The organism is Mesorhizobium sp. WSM4807, assembly GCF_055811615.1.
In genome coordinates this window covers 201,122-224,864 of sequence record NZ_JBVVQY010000007.1, presented here as the reverse complement: position 1 = coordinate 224,864, position 23,743 = coordinate 201,122, and the positions used below count along the sequence as shown (strand labels likewise).

Genomic DNA, 23,743 nt, shown 5'->3' with positions numbered 1-23,743 from the left:
GCCGCACCACTTGTCAGATAAAGCCGGGAGCCGGCTTTGTCTTGCCGCTTAGTTGCGCGCCCAATGTCAGTGCCTGCGGAAAATTCCGGACAATTGCCGCCATCAAGGTGGCGTTACCGGGGCGAAGGGCAATGCCGGCAATCGCTGCAGCGGCGTAGACCCGCGTCGAAAACAGGCTTTTCCAGGCCGCCTCATAGCGTCTGCCGGCAGCCTGCCGCCCTGCGCTGCCGCTTGGCGCGGATGCGAGTTCCGAAGCCAGCAGCCAGCCGGACTGAAGCGCCATCGAGATGCCCTCGGCGATGATAGGATGAGACTCTCCGGCTGCATTGCCGACGCGGAAGATGTCCCGTTCGTAGCAGGAGCGAATTCCCGGCCGGATCGGTCCTGCGGCAAGCCATGCACCGTCGGCGCGAGCTGACTCCAGGGCATCCCTGACAGCCCGGCACGATTCCATCAGATGACGGGAGACCGCATCGGCGGCCGACAAATGGCTCTGGTGGTTGGGTTGTTTGCGCAACCGTGCAAGCATATCGCGCCGAATGCAGCACGAGATAGACAGCCGGCCATGATCCGCCAAGACCATGCCGCCATAACCGCCGGGAAACACCAGCAGGGGCATCAAATCAGGCGCCAGGGACGACCCGGTGAAATGCGCCTTGAAGCCGAGCAGGTCCGAAGGCCGGTTGGTCTTTCCGAGCTGACTGGGCAGCGGCCCTGGTTCCCAGGAGCCGTGTGCGGCGACAATCACCGGCGCACGCAACATCATAGTTTCGTTTCCGGCTTGAATTCGCACCATTTGTATCTCGCCATCCCGATCGATGGCGACGGCGCGGTAAGGCTGAAAGATTTCGACGCCCGCCGATCGCGCCGCCTGCAAAAGCAGACAGTCGAGAATGTCCCGGCCAAGCGCCCGGCCGAAACCATCTCTTTTCTCGCAGGGCCCATCTTTCGCAGGAGGCATTGGCGCCTCGACAATCGCATCGCCGCAAATGAAGCCGACACGGCGGATTTCAGGGCCGGCATTGGCACGCCACGCTTCGCCGATCTCCAACCGCCCCAGAAGCGCAAGATTGCTTGCCGATATATACTCGCCGCAGACCTTGCGGCGCGGGAACACGCTCTTTTCCACAATAGCCACGGCCCATCCGCGCCGGGCCAGCGTCAGCGCGACGGATGTGCCCGCCGGGCCGGCGCCTATGATGATCGCGTCATGGGTCGACAATCGCGTCATAGGTCATGACCGGCGCTGGCGCCGACGAAAATGTGGGAAAAAAGGCCGGCGCGCCGTTCCTCGACCGGTTTGCCGTTTGCTGCGAGCCAGAGACCGGAAAGCTCGTTGCCGCGAAAGCCGGCACGCACACTTTGAGCCGCATCGTTTCGTGTGACGTCATTGGCGCCGATTGCCGGCAGAAAATGGGTCGCGGCCAACGCCAGTTTCGTCCGCGACGGCTCTGTCGCCAACAGCAGCGGGGCCTTCGGCGCCATCAGCGAAAACAGGCGCACGAGTTCGGCATCGTCGAAATGATGCAGAAACAGATTGACGGTGATCGCGTCGAACCGCGTGCCGTCCTTCTTTCTTGCCCAGTCGAAGACATCGGCAGTGACGCCTTCGACCGTCCATCCCAGCCTGTCGAAATCACTACGCAATTGCGCGGTGATGAGGTCGACGCGGTCGAGCATTATCAGCTCGACCCCAGGCCAACGGCCGGCCATGCGCCGCGCTACCGCCAGCATGAAGGAGCCATCGCCGGCGCCGATCTCCAGAATCCGGCGTGGCGGCCTTGGCACAAATTTCCTGAGCAGCGACGCCATGATCTTCGCCTGAAACATCAGCGCGTTGATGCGACGGAGGTCGCGGCGCGCGGCAAGCGCTCGCGGATCGTCGCCCGCAAGTCCGTCGAGGATTTCCGGCTCAAGCATACGGTGCTCCAGGCCGCTCATGACACCGTTCGGAAAAGCATGGTTTCGGCCGTCAGCCCGGGTCCGAACGACATGCCGCAGCCGAGCAGGCCTGGTGGCGCCTTCAACATCTCTCTCATCACGAACATGACGGTCGCGGACGACATGTTTCCATATCGGCGCAACACCTCGCGCGACGGCTCAAGCGCGGTCGGCGCAAGTTTCAGGGCCCGTTCGACGGCGTCGAGAACCGAACGTCCACCCGGGTGCACGGCCCAGAGGTCGATCGCCTCGGTCGGCCGGTCGCCGAGGATGGCGTCCTGGTTGCTCCGCAACGCTTCATGGATCGCTGCCGGCACCTGGCCGGAAAGAACCATTTCGAAACCGTGGTCGCGAATGCTCCAGCTCATCAGGTCCCGCCGCTCGTCCGCCACGATACAGTAAAAGCTTTCGAGCTCGATGCCGTGCGGCTCGGCGGTGACGAGCGCAGCCGCACAGCCGTCGCCCCAGAGGCAGAACGACAGCAGCTTTTCCAGTTCGGTCGTTTCGCGCAGATGCATTGTGCAGAGTTCGATATTGACCAGCAGGACTCTGGCCTGCGGGTCGGAGCGGACGATATGGCGGGCAAGCTTGAGGCCGTTGATCGCCGCGTAGCAGCCCATGAAACCAATCATCGTGCGTTCGACCCTTTCCGGTAGGCCGCATCGCGCAACCAGCTCCAGGTCGATGCCGGGCGCTGTAAAGCCGGTGCAGGTGGTGACGATGAGGTGCGTGATGCGGGAAGCGCCGCCACCAAGCTCCAATCCGTCGACGCCATTTTGCGCCAGAACAGGTGCGGCATGACAGAACATTGCCATTCTCTCGGCCGTTCCAGGAAAGGCGCCCCGGATGAACCTCCCGGCCAGATCAGCTGATGGTCCTTCGGGGTCGCCGGCAGGAGCAAAGCAGGAATAGCGGTGCTCGATGCCGGCAAGGTCAGCCATGCGTTTGAAAATTCTTCGGCGATCGGCCGCAAGCATGGAGGCCGCGAAACGCAGATAGAATTGATGAACCTCGTGCTCCGGCACCGCTGTTGCGATCCGGTTGATATACGCTTTGGCCGGCATATTCTGTCTCCTCCGCGTTGTGCACGGTATACTGTGGGGCCACCGCCGGAGGTTGTTTGGTCATCAGCACCAGATGTGGACATCAGGTTTTGAGCGTTGTTCGATGAACGTTTCAGAGAACTGATTTCATCCCAAGGTTCAGCATGTGCTGTTTGCCAGGCTATGCTTCGGTTCGCCGGCACTAGGAACATAGGCTCCATCACTGAGGCGTCCACCGAAGAGCCCGCGCTTCGGGCCGAGACGCCATTGCGTCCGGCCCTCACTGGGCGCGGGCTTTTTGCTGATCGATGGAACATTAGCGAATACTAACAGTTGTAGGATGACAGCGAGTATCTCCCGGATATTGGCTGCTGGATCGGGGCCCCGGTCGGCCCGCGCTCCTCCAGAGGCGCGGGCTTCCCCGATCCTAAGAACAATTGCCGGCTTGAATATCCTCCAAGACCAGCGCTCTCATCTGACGCCGCGTTTCCTGCCTTGAGCGGGTGACGTCCGCATCCGCTCGATTTGGGTCCTTCCGCATGGTCACAATCTACCGCTCGAGCCCTTTCCCGGCTGAGAGGGGCTGTGGCAGGTGAAAATCACCACAGCGGTTGACCTTCCAGCAGATGGAAGGTCTATTTTCCGTGCAAACGGAGAGATTTCCTCATGAACATTGGCATCGCATCCGAGAAATCCGGCCTGCCGTCCAAGACGATACGCTACTACGAGGACATCGGGCTTTTGCGCCCGGCCCGGACAGACAATGGCTATCGTGACTATTCGGTAGCCGACATCCACCGCCTCCGGTTTCTGCAGCGCTCGCGCAGCCTGGGTTTTTCGGTCGACGAATGCCGCCAGTTGCTGTCGCTCTATCAAGACAAGGACCGCGAGAGCGCCGACGTCAAATCTATCGCAGAAGCCAAGTTGCGGGAGATCGACAGGAAGCTCGCCGAACTCGTGGGATTGCGTGGCCTGCTTCATCATTTGGTCGAGCACTGTCATGGCGACGAGAGGCCGGACTGCCCGATCATCGACGAATTGGCGGGAGAGCGCATGGTTCAGTGAAGTGGACCGCCGTGGTGATGCTGTCGCTTGCCTGCGCCTCCGCGGTGGTGGCCGCGGCCGGACCTGACCCAATCGTCGCGACGCGCCAGTCCTCGATGAAGGAGATGGCCGCTGCCGCAAAGACGATCGCCGGAATGTTCGATGGCAAGCTGGCCTATGACGCCGCGGCGTTCAAGGCGGCGGCCGGGACGTTACCTGCCCGCACCGGCCCTGCCCTCATTGCGGAATTTCCCAGCGCGACATTGGGTGCGCCTTCGGGCGCCAGGTTGGAAATCGACCAGGCCCGTTCGGAATTCGAGGCGCTGGCCCGTCACATCGGGACGCTGGCCAGCACGCTGGCCGCCAAGGCCGAGCGGGCGCCCGCCAGCATCACCGACGACATGAGGATGGGTTCCGGCCCGGCGATGGGCGGCGGCAGCCTGCTCGGCAAGCGGCCGGCAGCGGCAGAAGCCGATCCTGCCAAGGCTCCAGCCGAGCACCTCCTGCATCTTATCCTGCAGGATTGCTCAAGCTGTCATTCGAAGTTCCGGCAGAAGGTCCTGTGATCGCCGACCGATCCGCGAGATCTGTTGCAGGACCGGATGGCTGCCTGGCCGGGTGCGGCGCTGATGGCGACAAAAAGCGCGGCTTGCTGCTGATCGAGTAGCACCGTCGCAAGCAATTTTACGGACCGCCAACGAGGAGTACCGCTCGGTTCGGATGCCGAGGCCGAGCGTGAGGAATTTCGCACGTATCCCGAAGCGATTGCCTTGCCTTCAATCGACGACCACAGCGACCACGGCGGTGCAGTCGCCCGCCTTCACCAGTCCGGGGAAATGCCGCGCGGCCAATAGACCCGACATCGTCGCCCTGATCTCTTGAGGTGCGGCACCAGTGCGGCCGATGGAGTGGATGCGCGCCAGGACCTGGCCCTCTTCGACCGGCTCGCCGAGATCGATCATCGTCTCGATCATCCCGTCATCCTCGGCGAATGAGAAGCAATCGCCCGACGGCATGTCCAGCCAGCGGGTCGGCTGCATCTCGACCGCACCGGCGACAATGCCGGCATGGCGCAGCACATTGAGCACGCCGCGACGCGCGATCCGCACCGTTTCCGCGCGGGATGTGCCACCGCCGCCAAGCTCGGTGGTGATGAACAGCTTGCCCATCTCTTCGGCGGCAGTGTCGAACATGCCGACCGCATCGATTTCCAGCATCTTCATCGACCACGGCGCCGAGAACGCTTCGACCGCCGCGAACCCCTTCGCCTCCAGAACCTTGTCGGGCCGGATATGGGCGGCGCAGAACGGCACGAAGTCGAGCGTCTTGCCGCCGGAATGGAAGTCGAGCGCGATGTCGGTGCGCGGCAAAAGTTCACGCTGGAAGTAATCTGCAATCTTCTCGGTCACCGTCCCGTCGGGCCGGCCGGGAAAGCTGCGGTTGAGATTGCCCTTGTCGATCGGCGAGGTGCGGGTGCCGGCACGGAAGGCCGGATAGTTCATCGCCGGCACGATGATCACCGTGCCGCTGACGTGCTTCGGATCGAGCGTGCGGGCGAGACCATAAAGCGCCAGCGGCCCCTCATATTCGTCGCCATGATTGCCGCCGGTGAGCAATGCGCTCGGCCCGTTGCCGTTGCGGATCACGCAAATCGGGATCATCACCGATCCCCAGGCGGAATCGTCACGGCTATAGGGCAGCCGCAGGAACCCGTGCTGCACGCCGTCGCGTTCGAAATCGACGGTCGGCGTAATCGGTGATGGGCGAAGGTGGGACATCGGGCTCAATCCTTCACCACCAGTTTACGCGGCACATTGGCCAGGCACTCGACCCCTGTCTCGGTGATCAGGATGGATTCGGTGATCTCGAGCCCCATAGTCTCCAGCCACAGGCCGGTCATGAAATGAAAGGTCATGCCCGGCTTCAGCTCGGTGCGGTCGCCGGGACGCAGGCTCATCGTGCGTTCGCCCCAGTCCGGCGGATAGCTGAGACCGATCGGATAGCCGGTGCGGTTGTCCTTAACGATGCCGTATCTCTTCAGCACCGCGAAGAAGGCGTTGGCGATGTCTTCGCATGTATTGCCGGGCTTTGCCGCCGCAAGCCCGGCCTCCATACCTTCCAGCGTCGCCTTTTCGGCATCGAGGAATTCCTGCGTGGGTTTACCAAGGAACACAGTCCGGGAAAGCGGACAATGGTAGCGGTTATAGCAGCCGGCGATCTCGAAGAAGGTGCCCTCGCCCGATTTCATCGGCCTGTCGTCCCAGGTCAGATGCGGCGCCGCCGCGTCGGCGCCCGACGGCAGCAACGGTACGATCGCCGGATAGTCTCCGCCAATTTTTCCCTCTGGCCCGTCGACGCCGCGGGTGCCGGCATCATAGATCTCGGCGACCAGGTCGCATTTGCGCATGCCGACTTCGATCTTGTCGACGATGCGCTGGTGCATCGCTTCCACGATGCGGGCGGCCTTGCGCATATAATCGATCTCGGTCGGGCTCTTCACCGCGCGCTGCCAGTTGACGAGTGCAGTGGCGTCGACGAAGCGGGCGTTGGGCATGTGTTTCTGCAGCGACGCGAAGGCAGCGGCCGAGAACCAGTAATTGTCCATCTCGACGCCGATGCTGAGCTTGCCCCAGCCGCGATCGGCCAGTACCTGCGAGAGAAAATCCATCGGGTGGCGCTCGGTCGACTGCACATAGTGGTCGGCATAGCCGACGATGTTGTCGTGGGCGAGATAGGCGGTGCGCTTGGCACCGTTGGCGTCCTGGCCGCGCCCGTACCACACCGGTTCGCCCGACGGCGGCACGATGACGGCCTGGTGCACGTAGAACGACCAGCCGTCATAGCCGGTCAGCCAGGCCATATTGGACGGATCGCTGACAACAAGGAGATCGACTCCCTTGGCCTCCATGGCCGTCCGTGTCTTGGCGAGGCGCTCCGCATATTCGCCGCGCGAGAATTTCAAATTGGGCTGCATTGTTCTTGGTCCTCGTTTGTTGGGCCTCGCGGCCGGCATCAGCTTTCGAAAATCGTACCCGTCTTGGCCGCCCGGGCACGATCGCGGGCGAGCATGGCGATCGCCGTGTCCTGCACGCCGGTGCCGGTGAGGTCGGCGATGGTGATGTCGCTGGCTGAGCGCCGGCCATGTCTTTCGCCGGCGATGATCTGGCCGAGCTCGGTAATCTCGGCATCGGCCGCCATCACGCCCGCCGCGATGGCATGATGCAATTCGCCCAGCAGCCGCGTCTGTTTCGCGCTGTCGGCGACGTAGAGATCGGCCATGCGCAGGATCGCGGGCGCGATCTCGTTCTTGTGCTCGGCGTCCGAGCCCATAGCGGTGATGTGCTGGCCGGCCGAAATGAAGCCTGCCTTGATCAGCGGTTCGGTCGACGGCGTCGTGGTGACGATGATGTCGGCGCCGGCCGCCGCCGTTGCCGCATCGGGCTCGGCATGCACGACGATGCCCAGCCGCTCGCGGAATGCATCTGCGGCGGCCTCGGCCTTGGCGGCATCCCTCGCCCAGATGCGGGCCTCCGCGATCGGCCGCACCAGCAAAAGCGCCTCGAGCTGCAGCCCCGCCTGAACGCCGGCGCCGAAGATCGCGGCGACAGAGGAGTCGGTTCGCGAAAGATGTTTTGCCGCGACAGCTCCGGCCGCCGCCGTGCGGACATCGGTAAGATAACCGTTGTCGAGCAGCAGAGCCTCGACCAGCCCTGTTTTTGACGACAGCAGCACCATCATGCCGTTGACGCTGGGCAGGCCAAGCTTCGGATTGTCGAAGAAGCCGGGACTGATCTTGATGGCAAAACCGTCGATCCCTGGCACATAGGCGGTCTTGACGTCGACCTCGCCGCGATGCTCGGGAATGTCGAGCCGCAGGATCGGCGGCATCGCCACCGGCAAGGTGGCAAGCGCTCGGAACGCATTTTCGACGCAGGCGACGGCATCGAGATCGAGCTTCACGATCGCGCGCAGTTCAGCTTCGGTGAGTATCGTCATCCGGCTCATGCGGCGCTCTCCTCAATTGCTTCGCCACAAACGACTTTCCTGTGCAGCGTCATGTCGATGTTGCGGCCCGACAGAATGAGCACAGCGGGGCCGCCCGCCCTGACCTTGCCGGCCAGCACGGCGGCGATGCAAACCGCGCCGGCACCTTCGACGATCTCGCGCTCCTGTTCATAGGCATGGCGGATACCGGCGGCGATCTCGTCCTCGCTGAGCAGGATTACGTCGTCGAGCAGGTCGCGGCACATCGAGAAGGTCAGCCGGTTGTCGAGGCCGACGCCGCCGCCGAGCGAATCCGCCAGCGTTGGCAGTTCCTCGACCAAAACTGGATGTCCGGCGTCGAGGCTCGCCTTCATCGCCGCACCCCGCGCCATCGAAACGCCGATGACCTTCGTGCCGGGGCTGACGCCCTTCACGGCAGCGGCGACACCAGCCGCCAGCCCGCCGCCTGACAAAGGCACCAGCACGAGAGCGGCGTCCGCAACCTGCTCGATGAGCTCCAGCCCAAGCGTGCCTTGCCCGGCGATGATATCAGGATGGTCGAAGGGCGGCAGCATGATCAGACCGTCTTCCGCCACCAGCCGGTCGACCTCTTGCTGGGCATCGTCCTGGCTGTTGCCGACGATGCGGATCTCGGCGCCAAGCCGGCGGATTTCGTCGAGCTTGTTCTGCGGCACCAGTCGCGACATGCAGATCGTCGCACGCATGCCTTCGAGCTTCGCCGCATGAGCCAGCGCCCGGCCGTGATTGCCGGTCGAGGCGGCGACCACGCCGCGCGCCTTCTCCTCGGCGTTCAGCGAAGCAATGGCGTTCGAGGCGCCGCGCGGCTTGAAGCTGCCGGTGGTCTGCCGATGTTCGAGCTTGAGATAAACGGGCGCGCCCAAGTGCCCGGAAAGACTCGGGGAAAGCACGGTCGGCGTGCGCTCGACCTTGCCTGCGACGCGCTCGCGCGCGGCGCGGATGTCGGAGAGGGTGATAGGCGCAAGTGTCATGGCCTCATTGTCCCAATGGCAGCGTCATCAGACGGCCGAATTCGGCGCGCGGCTCGTCGTCGCCGCAAAGCCGCAGGCAGTTCCAGGCCGTTGCCTGGTTGCTGGTCACGACCGGACGGCCGATTGCCTCTTCCAAGCCGACCACGGCAAGTGCGGCCCGCAGCGCCGTGCAGGAGACGAACAGAGCGTCCGCTTGCGCATCGGTCGCCTCGCGCGCTAGATCGACCAGCGCCGCCGGCGCAATCCGCGCCATCTCGCGGTCGTCCTCGAAGCCGAGACAGGTGAAGCTGGCGATCTCGAAACCATGCGCCGCGAAATAGGCCGCCATCGGCCGGCTGGTCTCGACCGTGTAGGGAGTAAGAATACTGATCGTTCCGGCGCCCAGCGCCTTCAAGCCGCGCACCCCTGCCATCGGCGGCGTAACCACGGGTACGCCGGGCTTGGCCGCCTGCACCGCCGCCTCGATCTCGGCATCGCCGATGACGACCGAGGCCGAGGTGCAGGAATAGCAGATCGCGTCGAGCGGCTCGTCGGGCAGGATGAGCGCTGCGCCCGACGTCAGCGACGGCTGCATCTTGCGCAAATTGTCCGGCGTCGTCGGATTGGCGTAGGGGATGCGCGCGACATAGACGCCGATCCGCTCGCTTGCCACCATGCGGCGAAAATCCGGTTCGGTCGTATGGTCGGTGGCAAGGATGATCAGGCCGACGCGCTTTTCCAGCGGACGCGCGTCGAGCGCCGGCCGTGTCGAATGCAAGCGGATGTCGACAGTCACCAGGCTCTCCTTACCAACGTCTGCACTCTACGGCGCCCCCCTCTGTCCTGCCGGACATCTCCCCCACACGGGGGGGAGATCGGCAGCTTCGCTGACAGCGCCTGTTCACCAATGTTGCAAATTGGCGAAACCAGACGTGACAGCCGATCTCCCCCCAAGTGGGGGAGATGCCAAGTTTTGGCAAAGAGGGCAGGACAGGGGGGGCGCCGTAGAGCGAAAGCATCGAAGTCATCTCTCGATCTTGCCATAGCGGCGTTCCAGCCAGCGCAGCAGCACGACCGAAAATAGGCTGATGACGAGGAAGAAGGCGCCGACCAAGGTCATCGGCTCGACATAGCGGTAATAGGTGTTGGCGACGCTCTTGGCCTGGTTCATCAGTTCCAGCACGGTGATCGCCGACAGCAGCGGCGTCTCCTTGAACATCGCGATGAAGTAGTTGGCAAGCGCCGGGATCATCGGCGGAATTGCCTGCGGCATGATGATGTGGGTCCAGGTCTGCCTGGCGTTGAGATTACAGGCCTTGGCGGCTTCCCATTGGCCGCGCGGCACATTGTCGATGCCGGCGCGATAGACCTCGGCCGTGTAGGTGCCGTAATGCAGGCCGAGGCCGATGACGCCCGCCACCAGCGGCGGCAGCAGGATACCGAAGTCCGGCAGCACGTAGAAGATGAAGTAAAGCTGTACCAAAAGCGGCGTGCCGCGAATGAACTCGGCGAGGAAGCCGACGGTGCGCGACAAGCCCTTGTTCGGCGAGCGCCGCGCCAGGGCGATCGCCAGCCCGACGATCGCGGCCAGGACCGAGCCGAGCAGCGTCGCCAGGATGGTGATCTTCACGCCCTCGATCAGCGTCGGCATGATCTCCCAGACGAAATTCCAATCCCACTCCATTATGAGGCCCGATCCATCAGACGCGCACCCCATCGAGGCCGCGCGCCATGCGGCGTTCCAGCGAACGCACGCCCCAGGAAATGATCAGCGCAAGGGCGAAATAGATGACGAGAATGGTGGTGAACGGCACCATCGTGTTGCCTGTCTGCGAGCGGACCACCTGCGCCTGGAAGGTCAGGTCGGTGAGCGAAATCAGCGAAGCCACGGCGGTGGCCTTGAGCAATTCGATGGCGTTGTTGCCGAAGGTCGGCAGCATGACCAGCAGTGCCTGCGGCAGGATGACGTAGCGCATGGCTTGCCAGCGGCCGAGATTGAGCGCGGTGCAGGCCTCGTACTGTTCGCGGCCGATCGACTGGATGGCGCCGCGCACCACCTCCGCGCCATAGGCGCCGACATTGAGGCCGAGCGCCAGCACGCCGGCCTGCAGCGGCGTCAGCGAAATGCCGATGAAGGGCAGCACGAAATAGGCCCAGAACAGCTGCACGAAGATCGAGGTGCCGCGGAAGAATTCGATATAGGCGGTGGCCAGCGCCCGAATGGCGAAAAAACGCGACAGCCGCCCCATCCCGGCGAGAAAGGCCATGATCAGGGCAAGCACCGACCCCATCAGCGTCAGCTCGATGGTAACAAGTGCTCCCTGCAATATCAGGCCGAAATAGCCGGACCATTGGGTCATTGCGGTCAAAAATTTCCTATCGTTTGCGGTTATGCGAGACTGCCGCGACAGCCCCTTCTCCCCGTTCACGGGGAGGAGAAGATGCCGGCAGGCAGATGAGGGGCAGCGCGAACCAGCCAAAGTATGGCGCTGCCCTCATCGACCCTTCGGGCCACCTTCTCCCCGTCAACGGGGAGAAGGAAAAAAGCGCCTATTTTGCCGAGCAGAGCTTGTCGCGGCTCGTCGACATCGCTGCCGCCGCCGAGAAGCCGTAGGGCTCGATGATCTTGGCGAATTCGCCGGACTCCTTCAGCTTGGCCAGCTCGACGTCATAGGCGTCGCGCAGCGCCTCGTCGCCTTTCTTGAAGGCCGCGCCGTCGCAATAGACCGGCGCGCCGACCACCGGGGCGACGACTTCGAGGTTCGGATCGTTGGCTTTCTTGACCAGATCGTTGATCGACAGCACCGGCAGCGAATAGACGTCGATGCGGCCGTCCTGCAGCATCTTCAGGCCGCTCTGGCCATCCGGCACGACGATGACGCGGTCACGCGGCACGCCGGCAGTGAGCGCCAGCTTCTCCTCGGTGCCGCCGCCGGGCGCCCCGATCGTCGCGGTGGCATCCTTGGCGACATCCTCATAGCTCTTGAAGCCCTTCGGGTTGCCCTTCTTGACCAGCATCGCCTCGGCGTCGCACAGCACCGGCTCCGAATAAGCGACCGCCGCGCAGCGCTCCGGTTTCATGAACAGGCCGGCGGTGACGACGTCGAAACGGCCGGCCTGCAGGCCGGGGATCATCGCGCCATATTCCGAGATCGAGGCGACGATGTCGTTGACGCCGAGGCGCTTGAAGATTTCACGCGCCACGTCGGGCGCCGCACCCGAAACCTTGCCGTCGGCCGCAACCGCCGTATAGGGCGGTTCATTGGCGATGGCGACGCGGGCGAAGCCCTGTGCCTTGAGCTCTTCGAGCTTGCTGTCGTCGGCCGATCCCGCGGTCGAGGCGGCCAGAATCGCGGTCAGTGCAACACCGGCCAGGCCGGCCAGAATGCCAAGTTTCTTCATTGTTCCCAACTCCTTGCTTCTCTTCTTGGTTCGCTTTGGTCGAGACGGCTTCGCCGCCCCTGAGGGGACGGCGTTGCCGCCTTGGCATGGCAGTCAGACGCGATGTCCGGCCGCGATGATCTTCTTCAGGAAGCCTTGCGTGCGCTCCTGCTTGGGATTGCGGAAAATCTCGTCGGGCTTGCCTTCTTCGACAATCTTGCCGCGGTCGAAGAACAAAACCCGGTCGGCGAAATCATGGGCAAAACCCATTTCGTGGGTGACGAGCAGCATGGTCATGTCGGTCTCGGAGCAGAGCCTCCACAAGACGTTCAGCACCTCCTCGACCAGTTCCGGATCGAGCGCCGATGTCACTTCGTCGAACAGCATGATCCTGGGCTGCAGTGCCAGCGCTCGGGCGATCGCCACGCGCTGCTTCTGGCCGCCGGAGAGCTGCGCCGGCATGGCTTTAGCCTTGTCGGCCATGCCGACCATGTCGAGCAGTTCCATCGCCCGTTTTTCGGCGGCGGCGCGCGGCATACCCTTGGTCAGGATCGGCGCCAGCGTGACGTTGTCCATGACGCTCTTGTGCGGAAACAGGTTGAACAGCTGGAAGACCATGCCGATCTTCTGGCGCATTCTAGCCAGATGCCGTTCGTCGGCGGGCAGCAACTGGCCGTTGCGCTCCATGTGGTAAAGCTGCTCGCCATCGATCTGGATGTGACCGCTGTCGATCCGCTCCAGCGTCATCAGGATGCGCAGGATCGTCGTCTTGCCCGAGCCGGATGGGCCGATCAGCGCCAGCTTCTCGCGCGGCATGACCTGCATCGACAGGCCGTCCAGAACCTTGAAGGTGCCGAAGCTTTTCGAAATGCCGTCGATCTTGATGATGGGCGCGGACAAAGAATTTCCCCGTGCTGGAGAAGCTGTGCTTTAACGATGCGGAACGCGCCAAATCATGTCAATCAGGAAAATAAACTCATGACAATGTTTCTGGCTCCGCAGAATTTCGCGGCAATGTCTGCCTAGATCGCCAGCAGGAGATGCTCCGGGTCGCCGAGCAGAAGTTTGGTGACAACGCTCAGGCCGGCGCGCAGTTCCCCCTCGGTGGTCGAGCCCAGCGAGATCCGAACCGCTGGCTGCCAGGGCGCCGCCGAGATACGGAACGATGTGCCTGGTGCGATCGCCACGCCCTGCAGGCGGGCCTGCGCGACGAAACTCTCCTCGGCACGGTCGCCGGGCAGCTGCAGCCACAGATGCAATCCGTCGCGATGGGCACGATAGTCGACCCCGGCAAGCACCTGGGCAGCAATCTCCTGCCGCCGCCGCAGCGCCGAACGCTGCCAGCGGACAAGCCCCATCGCCGTGCCGTCGGTCACCCATTTTGTCGCGATCTCGGCCACCATCGGCGTCGCCATCCAGTTGGAGACGAGATGGCGGTTGGCGACGGCGGCGGCATAGCGGTCGGGTGCCGCGAGATAGCCGATGCGCAGGCCCGGCACGACGATCTTGGTGAAGGAGGTGACGTAGAGCGTGCGCTCGGGTGCGAAGGCGGCGACCGGCGGCGGACGGGCCTCGACCAGCGGGCCGAGCACGTCGTTCTCGATGATCGCGATGTCGTGCCGGCGCGCCACCGCGGCGATCTGCTCGCGCCGCGCGGCGTCCATAAGCGTTGCGGTCGGGTTGATCACCGAAGGCTGCACGAACACGGCGCGGATGTCGGAAAGCCGGCAGGCCTCGTCCAGCGCCTCCGGGATCAAGCCGTTGTCGTCGATCGGCAGGCCCTCGAGGTTGAAGCCGAGATAGCGCGCCAGCGGGATCAGCGTGTGATGGCCGATCGCTTCGGTGGCGACGGTCGAACCGGGCGGCGCCACGCTCATCAGCGCCACCGTCATGCCGGCCGTGGCGCCGTTGGTCAGGCTGACATTCTGCGCGGACACGTCGAGACCGCAGTGCCGCAGCCATTCGACCGCCACCGCGCGGTGGCGTGGGAACACCATGTTCGGCCTGAACGACAGGGCAGAGCTCGACGGCAGGTTTTCGGCAAGCCAGCCCAGCGCCTGCTTCAGTCGCTCCAGATGCATCGGCTCGCAGACCGGCTTCAGAATCGAGAGGTCGATGACCTCGCCAAGGCGTTCCGGCAGATAGGGCGGCTCCGGCTCGCGGCGCTGCGTCTGCACGAAGCTGCCGCGGCCGATCTCGCCGGAGACCAGGCCCCGGCGGATCAGTTCCTCATAGGCGCGGCTGACTGTCTGCACCGAAAGCTTCAATTCGTCGGCCAGCCGGCGATGCGTCGGCAGCCGCGCGCCATTGGCCAGCCGCCCATCATGGATGGCGCGCGCGAACTGGTCGGCGAGCGATTGATAGGCCGGCCGCCGGATGAGCGCGGGATCTGGACGCCACAATGTCATGACATATTAGAGATCGAAATCAGTGCAATTGACAATCGAAATAATGCGCCGTCATGGTGTCAGGGACGAAAAAGTGGACGCTCATGGCCGCACCGAAACTCGATCAGATCGACCTCAAAATCCTCGACGCGGTCCAGCGCGACGGGCGCATCACCAAGCTGGCGCTCGCCGACAAGGTCGGCCTGTCGCCGACGCCGTGCTGGATGCGGCTGCGCAAGCTGGAAAAGGCCGGCATCGTTTCCGGCTATCACGCCAAGGTTGCGATGCGCGCCGTCGCGCCGGTCGCAACCGTCCTGATGGAGGTGACGCTGGCCAGCCACCGCCAGGCCGATTTCGACCGTTTCGAGCGCGTCATCCGCGACGTCCCCGAAATCGTCGCCTGCTGGTCGGTGGGCGGCGGCGTCGACTATCTGCTGAAAGTGATGGCGCGCGACATCGACGCCTATCAGCGGTTGGTCGACGCCCTGCTCGAACGCGAGATCGGCATCGACCGCTATTTCACCTACATCGTCACCAAGACCGTGAAGGAGGAGATTGTCTTGTCAGTGGCCGACCTGCTGCCGGTGTCACCGTGAGTCGATCTCCCGGGTCACACGCCTAGGAGATTAGCCGAGACATTTGTCGCTTCGTCATCCTGGGGCGAAGCAAGGAGGTTCCACCAATCTCCACGGTTTGCTACAGCCTGCCGTAGGGCTAGAGAGATCGTCTGCCCGGGTGATCGAATAGAGACAATCTCTCTACGCGCAGGCACCCAAACAGCCTCTCTGTCTGCGCGGCGCGTATAGTCTCTCCGTATCACTCCGAACCGGGAGACCTCGAACATGTCCGCGCATTTTGCCCGCCCACAACGCCACGAAGCGCTCGACCGGCTCACCGACCGCCGGCTGCTGCGCGAACTCGCCTATGTCGACGGCCACTGGACTGCGAGTGAGGCCGCCGAGAGTTTCGAGGTGACCGACCCTGCTACAGGCGCCACCGTTGCTTGGGTTGCCGCGCTCGACAGCAGGCAAACGAGCAAGGCGATCGATGCTGCGTCGCGTGCCTTTCCCGCCTGGCGAGGACTTTTGCCGCAGGAGCGCTCGAAAATTCTGCGAAAATGGTTCGACCTGATCATCGGCGCCAAAGAGGACCTGGCGCTGTTGATGACGCTGGAACAGGGCAAGCCGCTTAGGGAAGCGCGAGGCGAGATCGACTATGCCGCCTCCTTCGTCGAGTGGTATGCCGAGGAGGCAAAACGCCTCAACGCCGAAAGCGTCACCAGCCATTTGCCGAACGCCGAAATGATGGTGCGGCGCGAACCGCTCGGCGTCGTCGGCGTCGTCACCCCGTGGAATTTTCCCGCGGCCATGCTGACCCGCAAGGCCGCGGCCGCCCTTGCCGCCGGCTGCACGATCGTGGCGCATCCTTCCTCGGAAACGCCGCTGTCGGCGCTGGCGCTGGCCGAACTCGGCGAACGCGCCGGCCTGCCGGCTGGCGTCTTCAACGTTCTCACCGGCAAGGCTTCGATCATCGTTGGGCGGATGTGCGAAGACGCTCGCGTCCGGGCCATGAGCTTCACCGGCTCGACCGAGATCGGCAGGCTTATCGCCGCGCAAAGTGCGCCGACGATGAAGCGGCTGGTGATGGAGCTTGGCGGCCATGCGCCGCTGATCGTCTTTGCCGACGCCGATCTCGACAAGGCTGTGACCGTCGCCATCGATGCCAAATTCGCCACTTCCGGCCAGGATTGCCTCGCCGCCAACCGCATCTATGTCCAGCGCCCGATTTATGATCGTTTCTGCGCCGCCTTCGCCAGACGCATCGAGACGCTGCGGACAGGCAATGGCCTGGCTGATGACACTGATATTGGGCCGTTGATGCACGAGCGCGGCGTCAAGAAGGTCGAGGAACAGGTCGCCGATGCGCTCGCCCATGGCGCACGCTGCCTCACCGGTGGCAAACGCGATTCTGCAGGACCGCTGTTCTACCGGCCGACCCTGCTCGCCGATGTCACCGACGACGCGCTGATCATGCGCGAGGAAACTTTTGGTCCGGTCGCCGCCGTGACGCCCTTCGACAGCGAAGACGAGGTCATCGCCCGCGCCAACGCCTCCGAATACGGGCTCGTCGCCTATGTCGTCACCGAGAACGGCGGCCGCCAATTGCGCGTGGGCCGTACGCTCGATTACGGTATGGTCGCCATCAACCGCGTCAAGATCACCGGCGCGCCGATCCCGTTCGGCGGCGTCAAACAGTCCGGCATCGGCCGCGAGGGCTCGCGCCACGGGCTCGAAGCCTTTACCGATCTTAGATATCTCTGCCTGGATGTGGCGTAAGGTGTATCGACATTCAGGTGATGCCGGTCTGCAAATGGCGGCGTCCTGCGCTTCCGGTGCTCACATACGAAAAAGTACGCTCCGCTCCGGTTCTCGGAAGCCACCATTTTCGACTCGGCCTGACCTGTATCTCGACACACCTTAGGCCGCCGCGTCGGGACCATCTTTCTCTAAGGAGTCAAAAAAATGCTCGACCAGTCCAACGAACTCGCCGCCTGGGACCGCGACCACTTCTTCCATCCCTCGACCCATATGGGCACGCATGCACGGGGTGAATCGCCGACCCGCGTCATCGCCGGCGGCGAAGGCGTCACCATCTGGGACAACAACGGGCGCAAGAGCATCGATGCCTTCGCCGGCCTCTATTGCGTCAATGTCGGCTATGGCCGCCAGAAGATATCAGACGCCATCGCCGCGCAAGCCAAGAACCTGGCCTACTACCACGCCTATGTCGGCCACGGCACCGAGGCGTCGATCACGCTTTCCAAGATGATCATCGACCGGGCGCCGCAAGGCATGTCGAGGGTCTATTTCGGCCTCTCCGGCTCCGACGCCAACGAAACCAACATCAAGCTGATCTGGTACTACAACAACGTGCTCGGCCGTCCCGAGAAGAAGAAGATCATCTCGCGCTGGCGCGGCTATCACGGCTCCGGCGTCATGACGGGGTCGCTGACTGGGCTCGACCTGTTCCACAACGCCTTCGACCTGCCGCGTGCGCCGATCCTGCACACCGAAGCGCCCTACTATTTCCGCCGCGCCGACCGCTCGCTGAGCGAGGAACAGTTTTCCCAATACTGCGCCGACAAGCTCGAAGAGATGATCCTGGCTGAGGGCCCGGACACGGTTGCCGCCTTCATCGGCGAGCCGATCCTCGGCACCGGCGGCATCGTGCCGCCGCCCGCTCTCTATTGGGAAAAGATCCAGGCGGTGCTGAAAAAATATGATGTGCTGCTGGTCGCCGACGAAGTGGTCACCGGCTTTGGCCGGTTGGGCACGATGTTCGGCTCCGACCATTACGGCATCAGGCCCGACCTGATCACCATCGCCAAGGGCCTGACCTCGGCCTATGCGCCGCTGTCGGGTGTCATCGTCTCGGACAAGGTCTGGCAGGTGCTGGTGCAGGGCTCCGACAAGCTCGGCAGCATAGGCCATGGCTGGACCTATTCGGCGCATCCGATCTGCGTTGCCGCCGGCGTCGCCAACCTGGAACTGATTGACGAGATGGACCTGGTCACCAACGCCGGCGAGACCGGCGCCTATTTCCGCGCCGAGCTGGCGAAAGCCGTCGGCGGCCACAAGAATGTCGGCGAGGTGCGCGGTGACGGAATGCTGGCGGCTATCGAATTCGTCGCCGACCGGGACGATCGCGTGTTCTTCGATGCCTCGCAAAAGATCGGGCCGCAGGTCGCAACCGCCCTTGCCGAGCGCGGCGTCATCGGCCGCGCCATGCCGCAGGGCGACATTCTCGGCTTTGCGCCGCCGCTGTGCCTCACCCGCGAAGAGGCCGACATCGTCGTCTCAAAGACGGCAGATGCGGTGAAGAGCGTGTTTGCGAACCTCTGAAGAACCGACATGAATGCCATAACCAAACCCCTCCCCGCCACCATGGCCGCCGTGCTTCTGACCGGTTACGGCGGACCGGAAAAGCTTGTCTATCGCACCGACGTGAAAGTGCCCTCGCCCGCCCCGGGCGAGGTGCTGGTCAAGGTCACCGCTTGCGGCATGAACAACACCGATGTCTGGGTGCGACAGGGCGCCTACGGCACGGAGGAAGATGCTGCCGCCGTGTCGACCTGGCGGCGTCAGGGCAACACGCTGACTTTCCCGCGCATCCAGGGCACCGACACCGTCGGCAACATCGTTGCCGTCGGCGATGGTGTTTCTTCGGCCCGCATCGGCGAGCGGGTGATGGTCGATTTTTCCATCTACAACCGCGACGATGATTCACTCGCCGACATCGACTATATGGGCCACGGCCGCGACGGCGGCTATGCCGAGTACCAGGCCGTGCCGGCCGAAAATGTCCATGTCGTCGCTACCGACCTGACTGACGTCGAACTCGCCACTTTCTGCTGCGCTTACCTTACCGGCGAACAGATGCTGGAACGCGCCGCATTGATGGCCGGAGAGCGCGTGCTGGTCACCGGCGCGTCGGGCGGCGTCGGCTCCGGCATCGTGCAATTGGCGCGGGCGCGCGGCGCCATTCCCTATGCCGTCGTCGGCAAGGGCAAGGAACAGGCGGTGCTCGACATCGGCGCCGAGGCAGTGATCACCCGTGGCGTGGCCGACCTTCCCGCCGCCGTGAACACGGCGACCGGCGGCCAGCCGATCGACGTGGTTGCCGACCTCGTCGGCGGCGCGATCTTCAATGATCTGCTGCGCATTCTTCGGCCCGAAGGCCGCTACACAACGGCCGGCGCGATTGCCGGCCCGGTCGTGCAGCTCGATCTGCGCACCATGTATCTCAAGCAATTGCAGCTGCACGGGTCCAGCCAGGGCACGCGGCACGACTTCCGCCGTATCGTCCGCTACATCGAGGAGAAGAAGATCCGGCCGCTGGTCGGCGGGGTCTACAAGCTCTCCGATTTCCACCGCGCCCAGGCGGATTTCATCGCCAAGGATTTTGTCGGCAAGTTAGTTGTCGTGCCTGATGCTGTCTCGGACCTCGCTGCAACCCGTTGACAGCCAAGATTATTGCTCTCGCTTAGTTCTGCGATCGACATGATGGGCCAAAAGCTGGCTCAGACGCCGACCGGTTCGTCCGCTACGGGCAGCCGTCGTCGTCTAGTTGGCAACGGGTAGTGTGGCAGGGATATCACCCCTCGGCTGCGAATACGTAGCTGTTGCCATCCTTGGACAGCGTGCCGACGTTCGGCATCAACCAGTGAGTACCCGAAATGGTGATCTTGTCGGCGACCGCGCGATCGAAGATCTTCTTTCGCGTTTCGACGGCCATTTGCGGATCCTGGTCGATAGCAAGCTGCCACTCGGGATTTGTTGAAATGTGGGGCGCAAGATTGACCACGTCAGCGCTGATCAGGAACTGTTTGCCGCCCGATGTGACCAGATGCGCGACCATTCCCGGGCTATGACCCGGCGCCTGAACGGCGTGCACGCCGGGCAGGAGTTCCGGTTCTCCCTCAAAGGTCCTGACGTTTTTCCACGTCGCCACGGTGGCCTGAATGCGCTGGGCGAGGCCCTTGCGCGTCGGTCCGAGATCGATCGACTCGACCCCCGGGCGCGTCCACCATTTCAATTCCGCGGCGGGCACCACGATGTCGGCATCCGGGAAGACCTGGGCATTGCTCTCATTGTTCATGAGACCATAAATGTGGTCGCCGTGCAGATGGGAGATCAGGATCGTCTTGACTGCCTTGGGGTCAAGGCCCGCCGCGGCCATGCTCTCGAATAGCCGGCCGTTCCCTTCACCATAAATCGGATGACCGCCCGTGCCCGAGTCGATCAGGACCACTTGATCGCGCAGCTTGACGGCCATGACGATAAACCGCAGGGGCGCCTGATTGTCGGGAAAACCGGCACCACGCAACGCCGCCTTGACCTGTTCGACGCTGACATTCCTGACCATACCCTCCCGCAGCGGAACGTCACGCATGCCATCAATCAGAGAGAAGACTTCAATGTCGCCAACCTTGTATTTTCGGAAAGGTTGAGCGACGGCCTGTTGAGCGCAGGCCGCGTCGACAAACGTGATCGGCAGGTCACGACGCGAGATATCGAACATCCTTCCCCGCTGACTGAATGAGCGAGCATATCAACGGCGCTCGGCACTGCACAAGGCCGCCGTGAATGCGGCGATCAGGGCCGGCCGATCGAGGTCGTCGCCGAGCCGAGAATGGTGGGGTCCGAGAACCGGAACGGAGCGTACTTTTGGATACGTGAGTACCGGAAGCGCAGGAGACCGCCGTTCGCAGGCCGGATGAATATCGGCACGCCCTAACAAGGGCTCGGGCTGTTCGCCGACACGGTAAAATCGAGCGCGACATGGCCTTGCGGCGCGCCGAAGCGAAGGAAGGCTTCCGATAGCGTCGCGAACACCGGTCCGGCATCGCCTCTAAGCTTGGTGCAGAAATTCTTCGACCTGTCGAAGACGCCCGAAGTCTTGAGAAAGTCGATGCAGCCGTAGATCTCGTCCATGTGATGGCCCTCGCCGAGCGGATAGAGCGAGAACTGCGCGGCGACCTCTTGGCCGAGCTTTTTCGCACCGTCAACATACGACCGCGCCGCGCCGATGCGCTCGGCCAGGGAGAGCTCGTGACTGCTGCCGGAAATCGGTGTGCAGATCGGATCGTCGGGCTCGCCGGGGCAGCCGCGCGACACCGTCGCCGACAACACGCAGTGCACGCCACTTGCCGCCGCCGAGGCGAACAGATCGCGCATGGCCGGGAAAAGCTGTTCCGGCGGGCCGACGATCAGCGTCGAGATGTCGTCGGTCTCGATGCGGAAATTCGGCCGATAGGAATCCATCGCCGAAAGTGCTTTGAGGATGACGCCGACGAAATCGTCGCACATCGGATACAGGGAAATCTGTGCACCTGAAAACATCGTCGCCTCGCTCCGCTGGCATTACCCAGATCAGCTTGAGGGACCGAAGGCTTGGCACCTTCCATCTCAGCCCCGGCAATACGGAGCGCCCCTGTCGATTGGGTGGACGTAGCACCGGCGCGGTGGATGTTCAAGTACGATCCGGGGGCAATTGCCGATCGTGGCGCCGCCGGCAAAGCTGCCGATCTCCCCCGGCGGAAGATTGGATGCCGCAGCAAGGCTCAAAGCGTACCTGGCTTTCAACGCTCAATACGCGGCGGCTTTCACGAGGCGTTTTTCGTGATGGCTTTGTTTATCTGCAAAACCATTCTGATTTGGCTGCACGACTGCAACAAGGATTCCTGATCCTCTCCTGCGGCGTTATAAGTTTTTCGCAGTTTTCTTATAACGCCGATTGCGTCGCTCGAGATCATGCCGTTACGCGCGCGCCAATTGCGGGATCTGCTTGACCGCGGCTTCAAGCGATCTTTCGAACGCGTCGATCATCTCATCGACCTGTGGCTCGGTGATGATCAGCGGCGGACAGAAAGCCAGCGCGTCGGCCATGTTGCGGGATATCACGCCGTTCTGCTGCATGAAACCGTTGACGAGCCCGCCCAGCGCGCCGACCGTCTCCCACGGCGTCTTGTTCGCCTTGTCGCCGACCAGTTCGACCGCCGCGATCAGGCCGACTCCGCGCACCTCGCCGACAAGCGGGTGCGTAGCGAGCTTGCGCAGCCGCTTCTGCATATGCGCGCCGACCCTGCGCGCATTGCCGACAAGGTCGCGCTCCTCGATCAGCTTCAGGTTCTCGAACGCGACCGCCGCCGCAACGGGATGGCCGCCGCCGGTGAAGCCGTGGCCGAAGGTGCCGATGCGATTGCTTTCGTCGGCAATCGGCTCGAAAACCTTTTCGTTGATCAGCAAGGCCGAGATCGGCAGGTAGGACGAAGAAATCTGCTTCGACAGCACCATGATATCAGGCCTGATGCCGAAGGTCTGCGAGCCGAACATCTCGCCGGTTCGGCCAAAACCGCAGATCACCTCGTCGGCGACGAGCAGGATGTCGTATTTCGACAGGACCGCCTGGATCTTCTCCCAATAGCCGGCCGGCGGCACGATGACGCCGCCGGCGCCCATGATCGGTTCGCCGAAGAAGGCGGCGATGGTTTCCGGTCCTTCGGCCAGGATCAGCTTTTCCAAGTCGTCGGCAAGCCGGCTCGAAAACTGCTCTTCGCTTTCATTTGGCAACCCATCGCGCCAATGGTGCGGCGTCGCCGTATGCAGCACATTGGCAATCGGCAGGTCGAAGGAAGTGTGGTTGTTGGGCAGGCCGGTCAGGCTTGCCGCGGCAATGGTGACGCCGTGATAGCCGCGATTGCGGCTGATGATCTTCTTGCGTGCCGGTTGGCCGATCGCATTCGACCGGTACCAGATCATCTTCATGGCCGTATCGTTGGCCTCGGAGCCGGAATTGGTGAAATACGCCTTGCTCATCGGCACTGGCGCCATCTGCACAAGCTTCTCGGCGAGATCGATCAGCGGCGAATGCGATTTAGAGCCGAAGTCGTGATAGTAAGGCAGCTTGGACATCTGGCGCACCGCCGCATCGACCAGCCGCTTCTCCGAAAAGCCGACCGCGACGCTCCAAAGTCCGGCCATCGCCTCGATATAGCGGTTGCCGGCGAGATCCTCGACATAGATGCCGTCGCCCTTCTCGATGACGAGTGGCCCTGCTTCCTCATGCTTGCGGGCATTGGTGTAGCCGTGCATGTGGTAGCTGATGTCGCGGGCTTCGGGAGAATTCGGTCGAGCGTCCATGATGGCTCCTGTCCTGCATGCCGGGACGTGCGTCCTGCCGCCGTTCGGCTCGCGCATCGGCCTCTGAATTAATGCTGTTTGGTGCATCCGTTTCTTGTAAGGGTGTCAAGCCATTTCGGAAGGGCTGGCGGATGGACGGAAGACATGCAGAATTTCAGCTTCGAGGCTGCGGAACGCGAGAACCTGCGCCAAGCCGGCGGTGCGCGTCGCCAAGACTTGATCCCCGAACGGGTCACCAGCAGGCACAACAACAAGGCTGAGGTGGCCTGATC

The 23,743-nt window shown here is 63.3% G+C and carries 24 protein-coding genes and 1 riboswitch; of the genes, 8 read left to right on the top strand and 16 right to left on the bottom strand.

Annotation, left to right across the window (positions count from 1 at the left end; all coding sequences use genetic code 11):
* Window positions 1-13: 13 nt before the first annotated feature.
* The 3 genes from AC0L3N_RS12065 to AC0L3N_RS12055 are packed head-to-tail and all read right to left on the bottom strand — an operon-like array spanning window position 14 to window position 3,035.
* Window positions 14-1,231: an NAD(P)/FAD-dependent oxidoreductase gene (locus AC0L3N_RS12065; protein WP_473547808.1), complete on the bottom strand. Its 1,218-nt coding sequence runs from the start codon at window positions 1,229-1,231 to the stop codon at window positions 14-16.
* On the bottom strand, window positions 1,228-1,920 hold the full coding sequence (locus AC0L3N_RS12060; protein WP_473547807.1) for a methyltransferase domain-containing protein: 693 nt from the start codon (window positions 1,918-1,920) through the stop codon (window positions 1,228-1,230). The genes AC0L3N_RS12065 and AC0L3N_RS12060 overlap by 4 nt, the downstream gene beginning before the upstream one ends.
* Before the next feature lie 17 nt (window positions 1,921-1,937).
* Window positions 1,938-3,035, bottom strand: a complete 1,098-nt coding sequence (locus AC0L3N_RS12055; RefSeq protein ID WP_473547874.1) for a type III polyketide synthase — start codon at window positions 3,033-3,035, stop codon at window positions 1,938-1,940.
* A 615-nt stretch (window positions 3,036-3,650) separates the two neighbouring features.
* Here AC0L3N_RS12055 and cueR point away from each other — a divergent pair.
* Both cueR and AC0L3N_RS12045 read left to right on the top strand, forming a co-directional pair.
* A complete protein-coding gene (gene cueR, locus AC0L3N_RS12050) occupies window positions 3,651-4,049 on the top strand; it encodes a Cu(I)-responsive transcriptional regulator (RefSeq protein ID WP_473547806.1) in 399 nt (132 codons plus the stop codon).
* Window positions 4,046-4,594, top strand: coding sequence for a cytochrome c (locus tag AC0L3N_RS12045; protein ID WP_473547805.1), 549 nt, complete (start codon window positions 4,046-4,048; stop codon window positions 4,592-4,594). The genes cueR and AC0L3N_RS12045 overlap by 4 nt, the downstream gene beginning before the upstream one ends.
* A 210-nt stretch (window positions 4,595-4,804) precedes the next feature.
* Here the strand turns inward: AC0L3N_RS12045 and doeB are convergent, their stop codons facing one another.
* The 10 genes from doeB to ehuR form a co-directional block, all read right to left on the bottom strand.
* Complete coding sequence (gene doeB, locus AC0L3N_RS12040; protein ID WP_473547804.1) at window positions 4,805-5,806, bottom strand: N(2)-acetyl-L-2,4-diaminobutanoate deacetylase DoeB; 1,002 nt, start codon at window positions 5,804-5,806, stop codon at window positions 4,805-4,807.
* 5 nt (window positions 5,807-5,811) lie between these two features.
* Entirely contained in the window at window positions 5,812-7,002 is a 1,191-nt protein-coding gene (gene doeA / locus AC0L3N_RS12035) for an ectoine hydrolase DoeA (RefSeq protein WP_473547803.1), read from the bottom strand.
* Window positions 7,003-7,040: 38 nt separating this feature from the next.
* Complete coding sequence (gene eutC / locus AC0L3N_RS12030; protein WP_473547802.1) at window positions 7,041-8,033, bottom strand: ectoine utilization protein EutC; 993 nt, start codon at window positions 8,031-8,033, stop codon at window positions 7,041-7,043.
* Window positions 8,030-9,022, bottom strand: a complete 993-nt coding sequence (eutB, locus tag AC0L3N_RS12025; protein WP_473547801.1) for a hydroxyectoine utilization dehydratase EutB — start codon at window positions 9,020-9,022, stop codon at window positions 8,030-8,032. Before eutB ends, eutC begins: the two co-directional genes overlap by 4 nt.
* Window positions 9,023-9,026: 4 nt before the next feature.
* Window positions 9,027-9,797 carry an ectoine utilization protein EutA gene (gene eutA / locus AC0L3N_RS12020; protein ID WP_473547800.1) on the bottom strand — a complete coding sequence of 257 codons (771 nt, stop codon included), beginning with the start codon at window positions 9,795-9,797 and terminating at the stop codon, window positions 9,027-9,029.
* A gap of 228 nt (window positions 9,798-10,025) precedes the next feature.
* Entirely contained in the window at window positions 10,026-10,685 is a 660-nt protein-coding gene (gene ehuD, locus AC0L3N_RS12015) for an ectoine/hydroxyectoine ABC transporter permease subunit EhuD (RefSeq protein ID WP_473547799.1), read from the bottom strand.
* 16 nt (window positions 10,686-10,701) lie between these two features.
* A complete protein-coding gene (gene ehuC, locus AC0L3N_RS12010; RefSeq protein WP_473547798.1) occupies window positions 10,702-11,361 on the bottom strand; it encodes an ectoine/hydroxyectoine ABC transporter permease subunit EhuC in 660 nt (219 codons plus the stop codon).
* A 190-nt stretch (window positions 11,362-11,551) separates the two neighbouring features.
* Window positions 11,552-12,403, bottom strand: a complete 852-nt coding sequence (gene ehuB, locus AC0L3N_RS12005; RefSeq protein WP_473547797.1) for an ectoine/hydroxyectoine ABC transporter substrate-binding protein EhuB — start codon at window positions 12,401-12,403, stop codon at window positions 11,552-11,554.
* A gap of 93 nt (window positions 12,404-12,496) precedes the next feature.
* On the bottom strand, window positions 12,497-13,282 hold the full coding sequence (gene ehuA, locus AC0L3N_RS12000; RefSeq protein ID WP_473547796.1) for an ectoine/hydroxyectoine ABC transporter ATP-binding protein EhuA: 786 nt from the start codon (window positions 13,280-13,282) through the stop codon (window positions 12,497-12,499).
* A 122-nt stretch (window positions 13,283-13,404) separates the two neighbouring features.
* The gene (gene ehuR, locus AC0L3N_RS11995; RefSeq protein WP_473547795.1) at window positions 13,405-14,790 is read right to left on the bottom strand and encodes a MocR-like ectoine utilization transcription factor EhuR; all 1,386 of its coding nucleotides are present in this window, start codon (window positions 14,788-14,790) and stop codon (window positions 13,405-13,407) included.
* Between the two features lie 83 nt (window positions 14,791-14,873).
* On the opposite strand from ehuR, the gene AC0L3N_RS11990 reads away from it, so the two are divergent.
* The 4 genes from AC0L3N_RS11990 (at window position 14,874) to AC0L3N_RS11975 (ending at window position 19,790) form a co-directional block, all read left to right on the top strand.
* Window positions 14,874-15,365: an Lrp/AsnC family transcriptional regulator gene (locus AC0L3N_RS11990; protein ID WP_473547794.1), complete on the top strand. Its 492-nt coding sequence runs from the start codon at window positions 14,874-14,876 to the stop codon at window positions 15,363-15,365.
* Window positions 15,366-15,611: 246 nt separating this feature from the next.
* Window positions 15,612-17,105 (top strand): NAD-dependent succinate-semialdehyde dehydrogenase, encoded by a 1,494-nt coding sequence (locus tag AC0L3N_RS11985; RefSeq protein WP_473547793.1) that lies wholly within the window; start codon window positions 15,612-15,614, stop codon window positions 17,103-17,105.
* A 186-nt stretch (window positions 17,106-17,291) separates the two neighbouring features.
* Window positions 17,292-18,671, top strand: coding sequence for an aminotransferase (locus AC0L3N_RS11980; protein ID WP_473547792.1), 1,380 nt, complete (start codon window positions 17,292-17,294; stop codon window positions 18,669-18,671).
* 9 nt (window positions 18,672-18,680) lie between these two features.
* Entirely contained in the window at window positions 18,681-19,790 is a 1,110-nt protein-coding gene (locus AC0L3N_RS11975; RefSeq protein WP_473547791.1) for an alcohol dehydrogenase family protein, read from the top strand.
* A 133-nt stretch (window positions 19,791-19,923) separates the two neighbouring features.
* Here AC0L3N_RS11975 and AC0L3N_RS11970 read toward each other — a convergent pair whose 3' ends face one another.
* Both AC0L3N_RS11970 and AC0L3N_RS11965 read right to left on the bottom strand, forming a co-directional pair.
* Window positions 19,924-20,850: an MBL fold metallo-hydrolase gene (locus AC0L3N_RS11970; RefSeq protein ID WP_473547790.1), complete on the bottom strand. Its 927-nt coding sequence runs from the start codon at window positions 20,848-20,850 to the stop codon at window positions 19,924-19,926.
* A gap of 212 nt (window positions 20,851-21,062) precedes the next feature.
* Window positions 21,063-21,671: a YkoF family thiamine/hydroxymethylpyrimidine-binding protein gene (locus AC0L3N_RS11965; protein ID WP_473547789.1), complete on the bottom strand. Its 609-nt coding sequence runs from the start codon at window positions 21,669-21,671 to the stop codon at window positions 21,063-21,065.
* Window positions 21,662-21,774: riboswitch (TPP riboswitch) on the bottom strand. Its footprint overlaps the gene before it by 10 nt.
* Before the next feature lie 23 nt (window positions 21,775-21,797).
* On the opposite strand from AC0L3N_RS11965, the gene AC0L3N_RS11960 reads away from it, so the two are divergent.
* Window positions 21,798-22,016, top strand: a complete 219-nt coding sequence (locus AC0L3N_RS11960) for a hypothetical protein (RefSeq protein WP_473547788.1) — start codon at window positions 21,798-21,800, stop codon at window positions 22,014-22,016.
* Between the two features lie 72 nt (window positions 22,017-22,088).
* On the opposite strand, the gene AC0L3N_RS11955 is transcribed toward AC0L3N_RS11960, so the two are convergent.
* A complete protein-coding gene (locus AC0L3N_RS11955) occupies window positions 22,089-23,471 on the bottom strand; it encodes an aspartate aminotransferase family protein (protein WP_473547787.1) in 1,383 nt (460 codons plus the stop codon).
* Window positions 23,472-23,615: 144 nt separating this feature from the next.
* Here AC0L3N_RS11955 and AC0L3N_RS11950 point away from each other — a divergent pair, with 144 nt between their 5' ends.
* Window positions 23,616-23,741 carry a hypothetical protein gene (locus AC0L3N_RS11950; protein ID WP_258123042.1) on the top strand — a complete coding sequence of 42 codons (126 nt, stop codon included), beginning with the start codon at window positions 23,616-23,618 and terminating at the stop codon, window positions 23,739-23,741.
* The last annotated feature ends 2 nt before the right edge of the window (window positions 23,742-23,743 follow it).

Excerpts from the sequence above, each read along its gene's own strand:
- AC0L3N_RS12065 (WP_473547808.1), bottom strand. The coding sequence starts at position 1,231 with ATGACGCGATTGTCGACCCATGACGCGATCATCATAGGCGCCGGCCCG.
- AC0L3N_RS12060 (WP_473547807.1), bottom strand. The coding sequence starts at position 1,920 with ATGCTTGAGCCGGAAATCCTCGACGGACTTGCGGGCGACGATCCGCGA.
- cueR (WP_473547806.1), top strand. The coding sequence starts at position 3,651 with ATGAACATTGGCATCGCATCCGAGAAATCCGGCCTGCCGTCCAAGACG.
- doeB (WP_473547804.1), bottom strand. The coding sequence starts at position 5,806 with ATGTCCCACCTTCGCCCATCACCGATTACGCCGACCGTCGATTTCGAA.
- doeA (WP_473547803.1), bottom strand. The coding sequence starts at position 7,002 with ATGCAGCCCAATTTGAAATTCTCGCGCGGCGAATATGCGGAGCGCCTC.
- eutC (WP_473547802.1), bottom strand. The coding sequence starts at position 8,033 with ATGAGCCGGATGACGATACTCACCGAAGCTGAACTGCGCGCGATCGTG.
- eutB (WP_473547801.1), bottom strand. The coding sequence starts at position 9,022 with ATGACACTTGCGCCTATCACCCTCTCCGACATCCGCGCCGCGCGCGAG.
- ehuD (WP_473547799.1), bottom strand. The coding sequence starts at position 10,685 with ATGGAGTGGGATTGGAATTTCGTCTGGGAGATCATGCCGACGCTGATC.
- ehuC (WP_473547798.1), bottom strand. The coding sequence starts at position 11,361 with ATGACCCAATGGTCCGGCTATTTCGGCCTGATATTGCAGGGAGCACTT.
- ehuB (WP_473547797.1), bottom strand. The coding sequence starts at position 12,403 with ATGAAGAAACTTGGCATTCTGGCCGGCCTGGCCGGTGTTGCACTGACC.
- ehuR (WP_473547795.1), bottom strand. The coding sequence starts at position 14,790 with ATGACATTGTGGCGTCCAGATCCCGCGCTCATCCGGCGGCCGGCCTAT.
- AC0L3N_RS11990 (WP_473547794.1), top strand. The coding sequence starts at position 14,874 with ATGGCCGCACCGAAACTCGATCAGATCGACCTCAAAATCCTCGACGCG.
- AC0L3N_RS11985 (WP_473547793.1), top strand. The coding sequence starts at position 15,612 with ATGTCCGCGCATTTTGCCCGCCCACAACGCCACGAAGCGCTCGACCGG.
- AC0L3N_RS11980 (WP_473547792.1), top strand. The coding sequence starts at position 17,292 with ATGCTCGACCAGTCCAACGAACTCGCCGCCTGGGACCGCGACCACTTC.
- AC0L3N_RS11975 (WP_473547791.1), top strand. The coding sequence starts at position 18,681 with ATGAATGCCATAACCAAACCCCTCCCCGCCACCATGGCCGCCGTGCTT.
- AC0L3N_RS11970 (WP_473547790.1), bottom strand. The coding sequence starts at position 20,850 with ATGTTCGATATCTCGCGTCGTGACCTGCCGATCACGTTTGTCGACGCG.
- AC0L3N_RS11965 (WP_473547789.1), bottom strand. The coding sequence starts at position 21,671 with ATGTTTTCAGGTGCACAGATTTCCCTGTATCCGATGTGCGACGATTTC.
- AC0L3N_RS11960 (WP_473547788.1), top strand. The coding sequence starts at position 21,798 with ATGTTCAAGTACGATCCGGGGGCAATTGCCGATCGTGGCGCCGCCGGC.
- AC0L3N_RS11955 (WP_473547787.1), bottom strand. The coding sequence starts at position 23,471 with ATGGACGCTCGACCGAATTCTCCCGAAGCCCGCGACATCAGCTACCAC.
- AC0L3N_RS11950 (WP_258123042.1), top strand. The coding sequence starts at position 23,616 with ATGCAGAATTTCAGCTTCGAGGCTGCGGAACGCGAGAACCTGCGCCAA.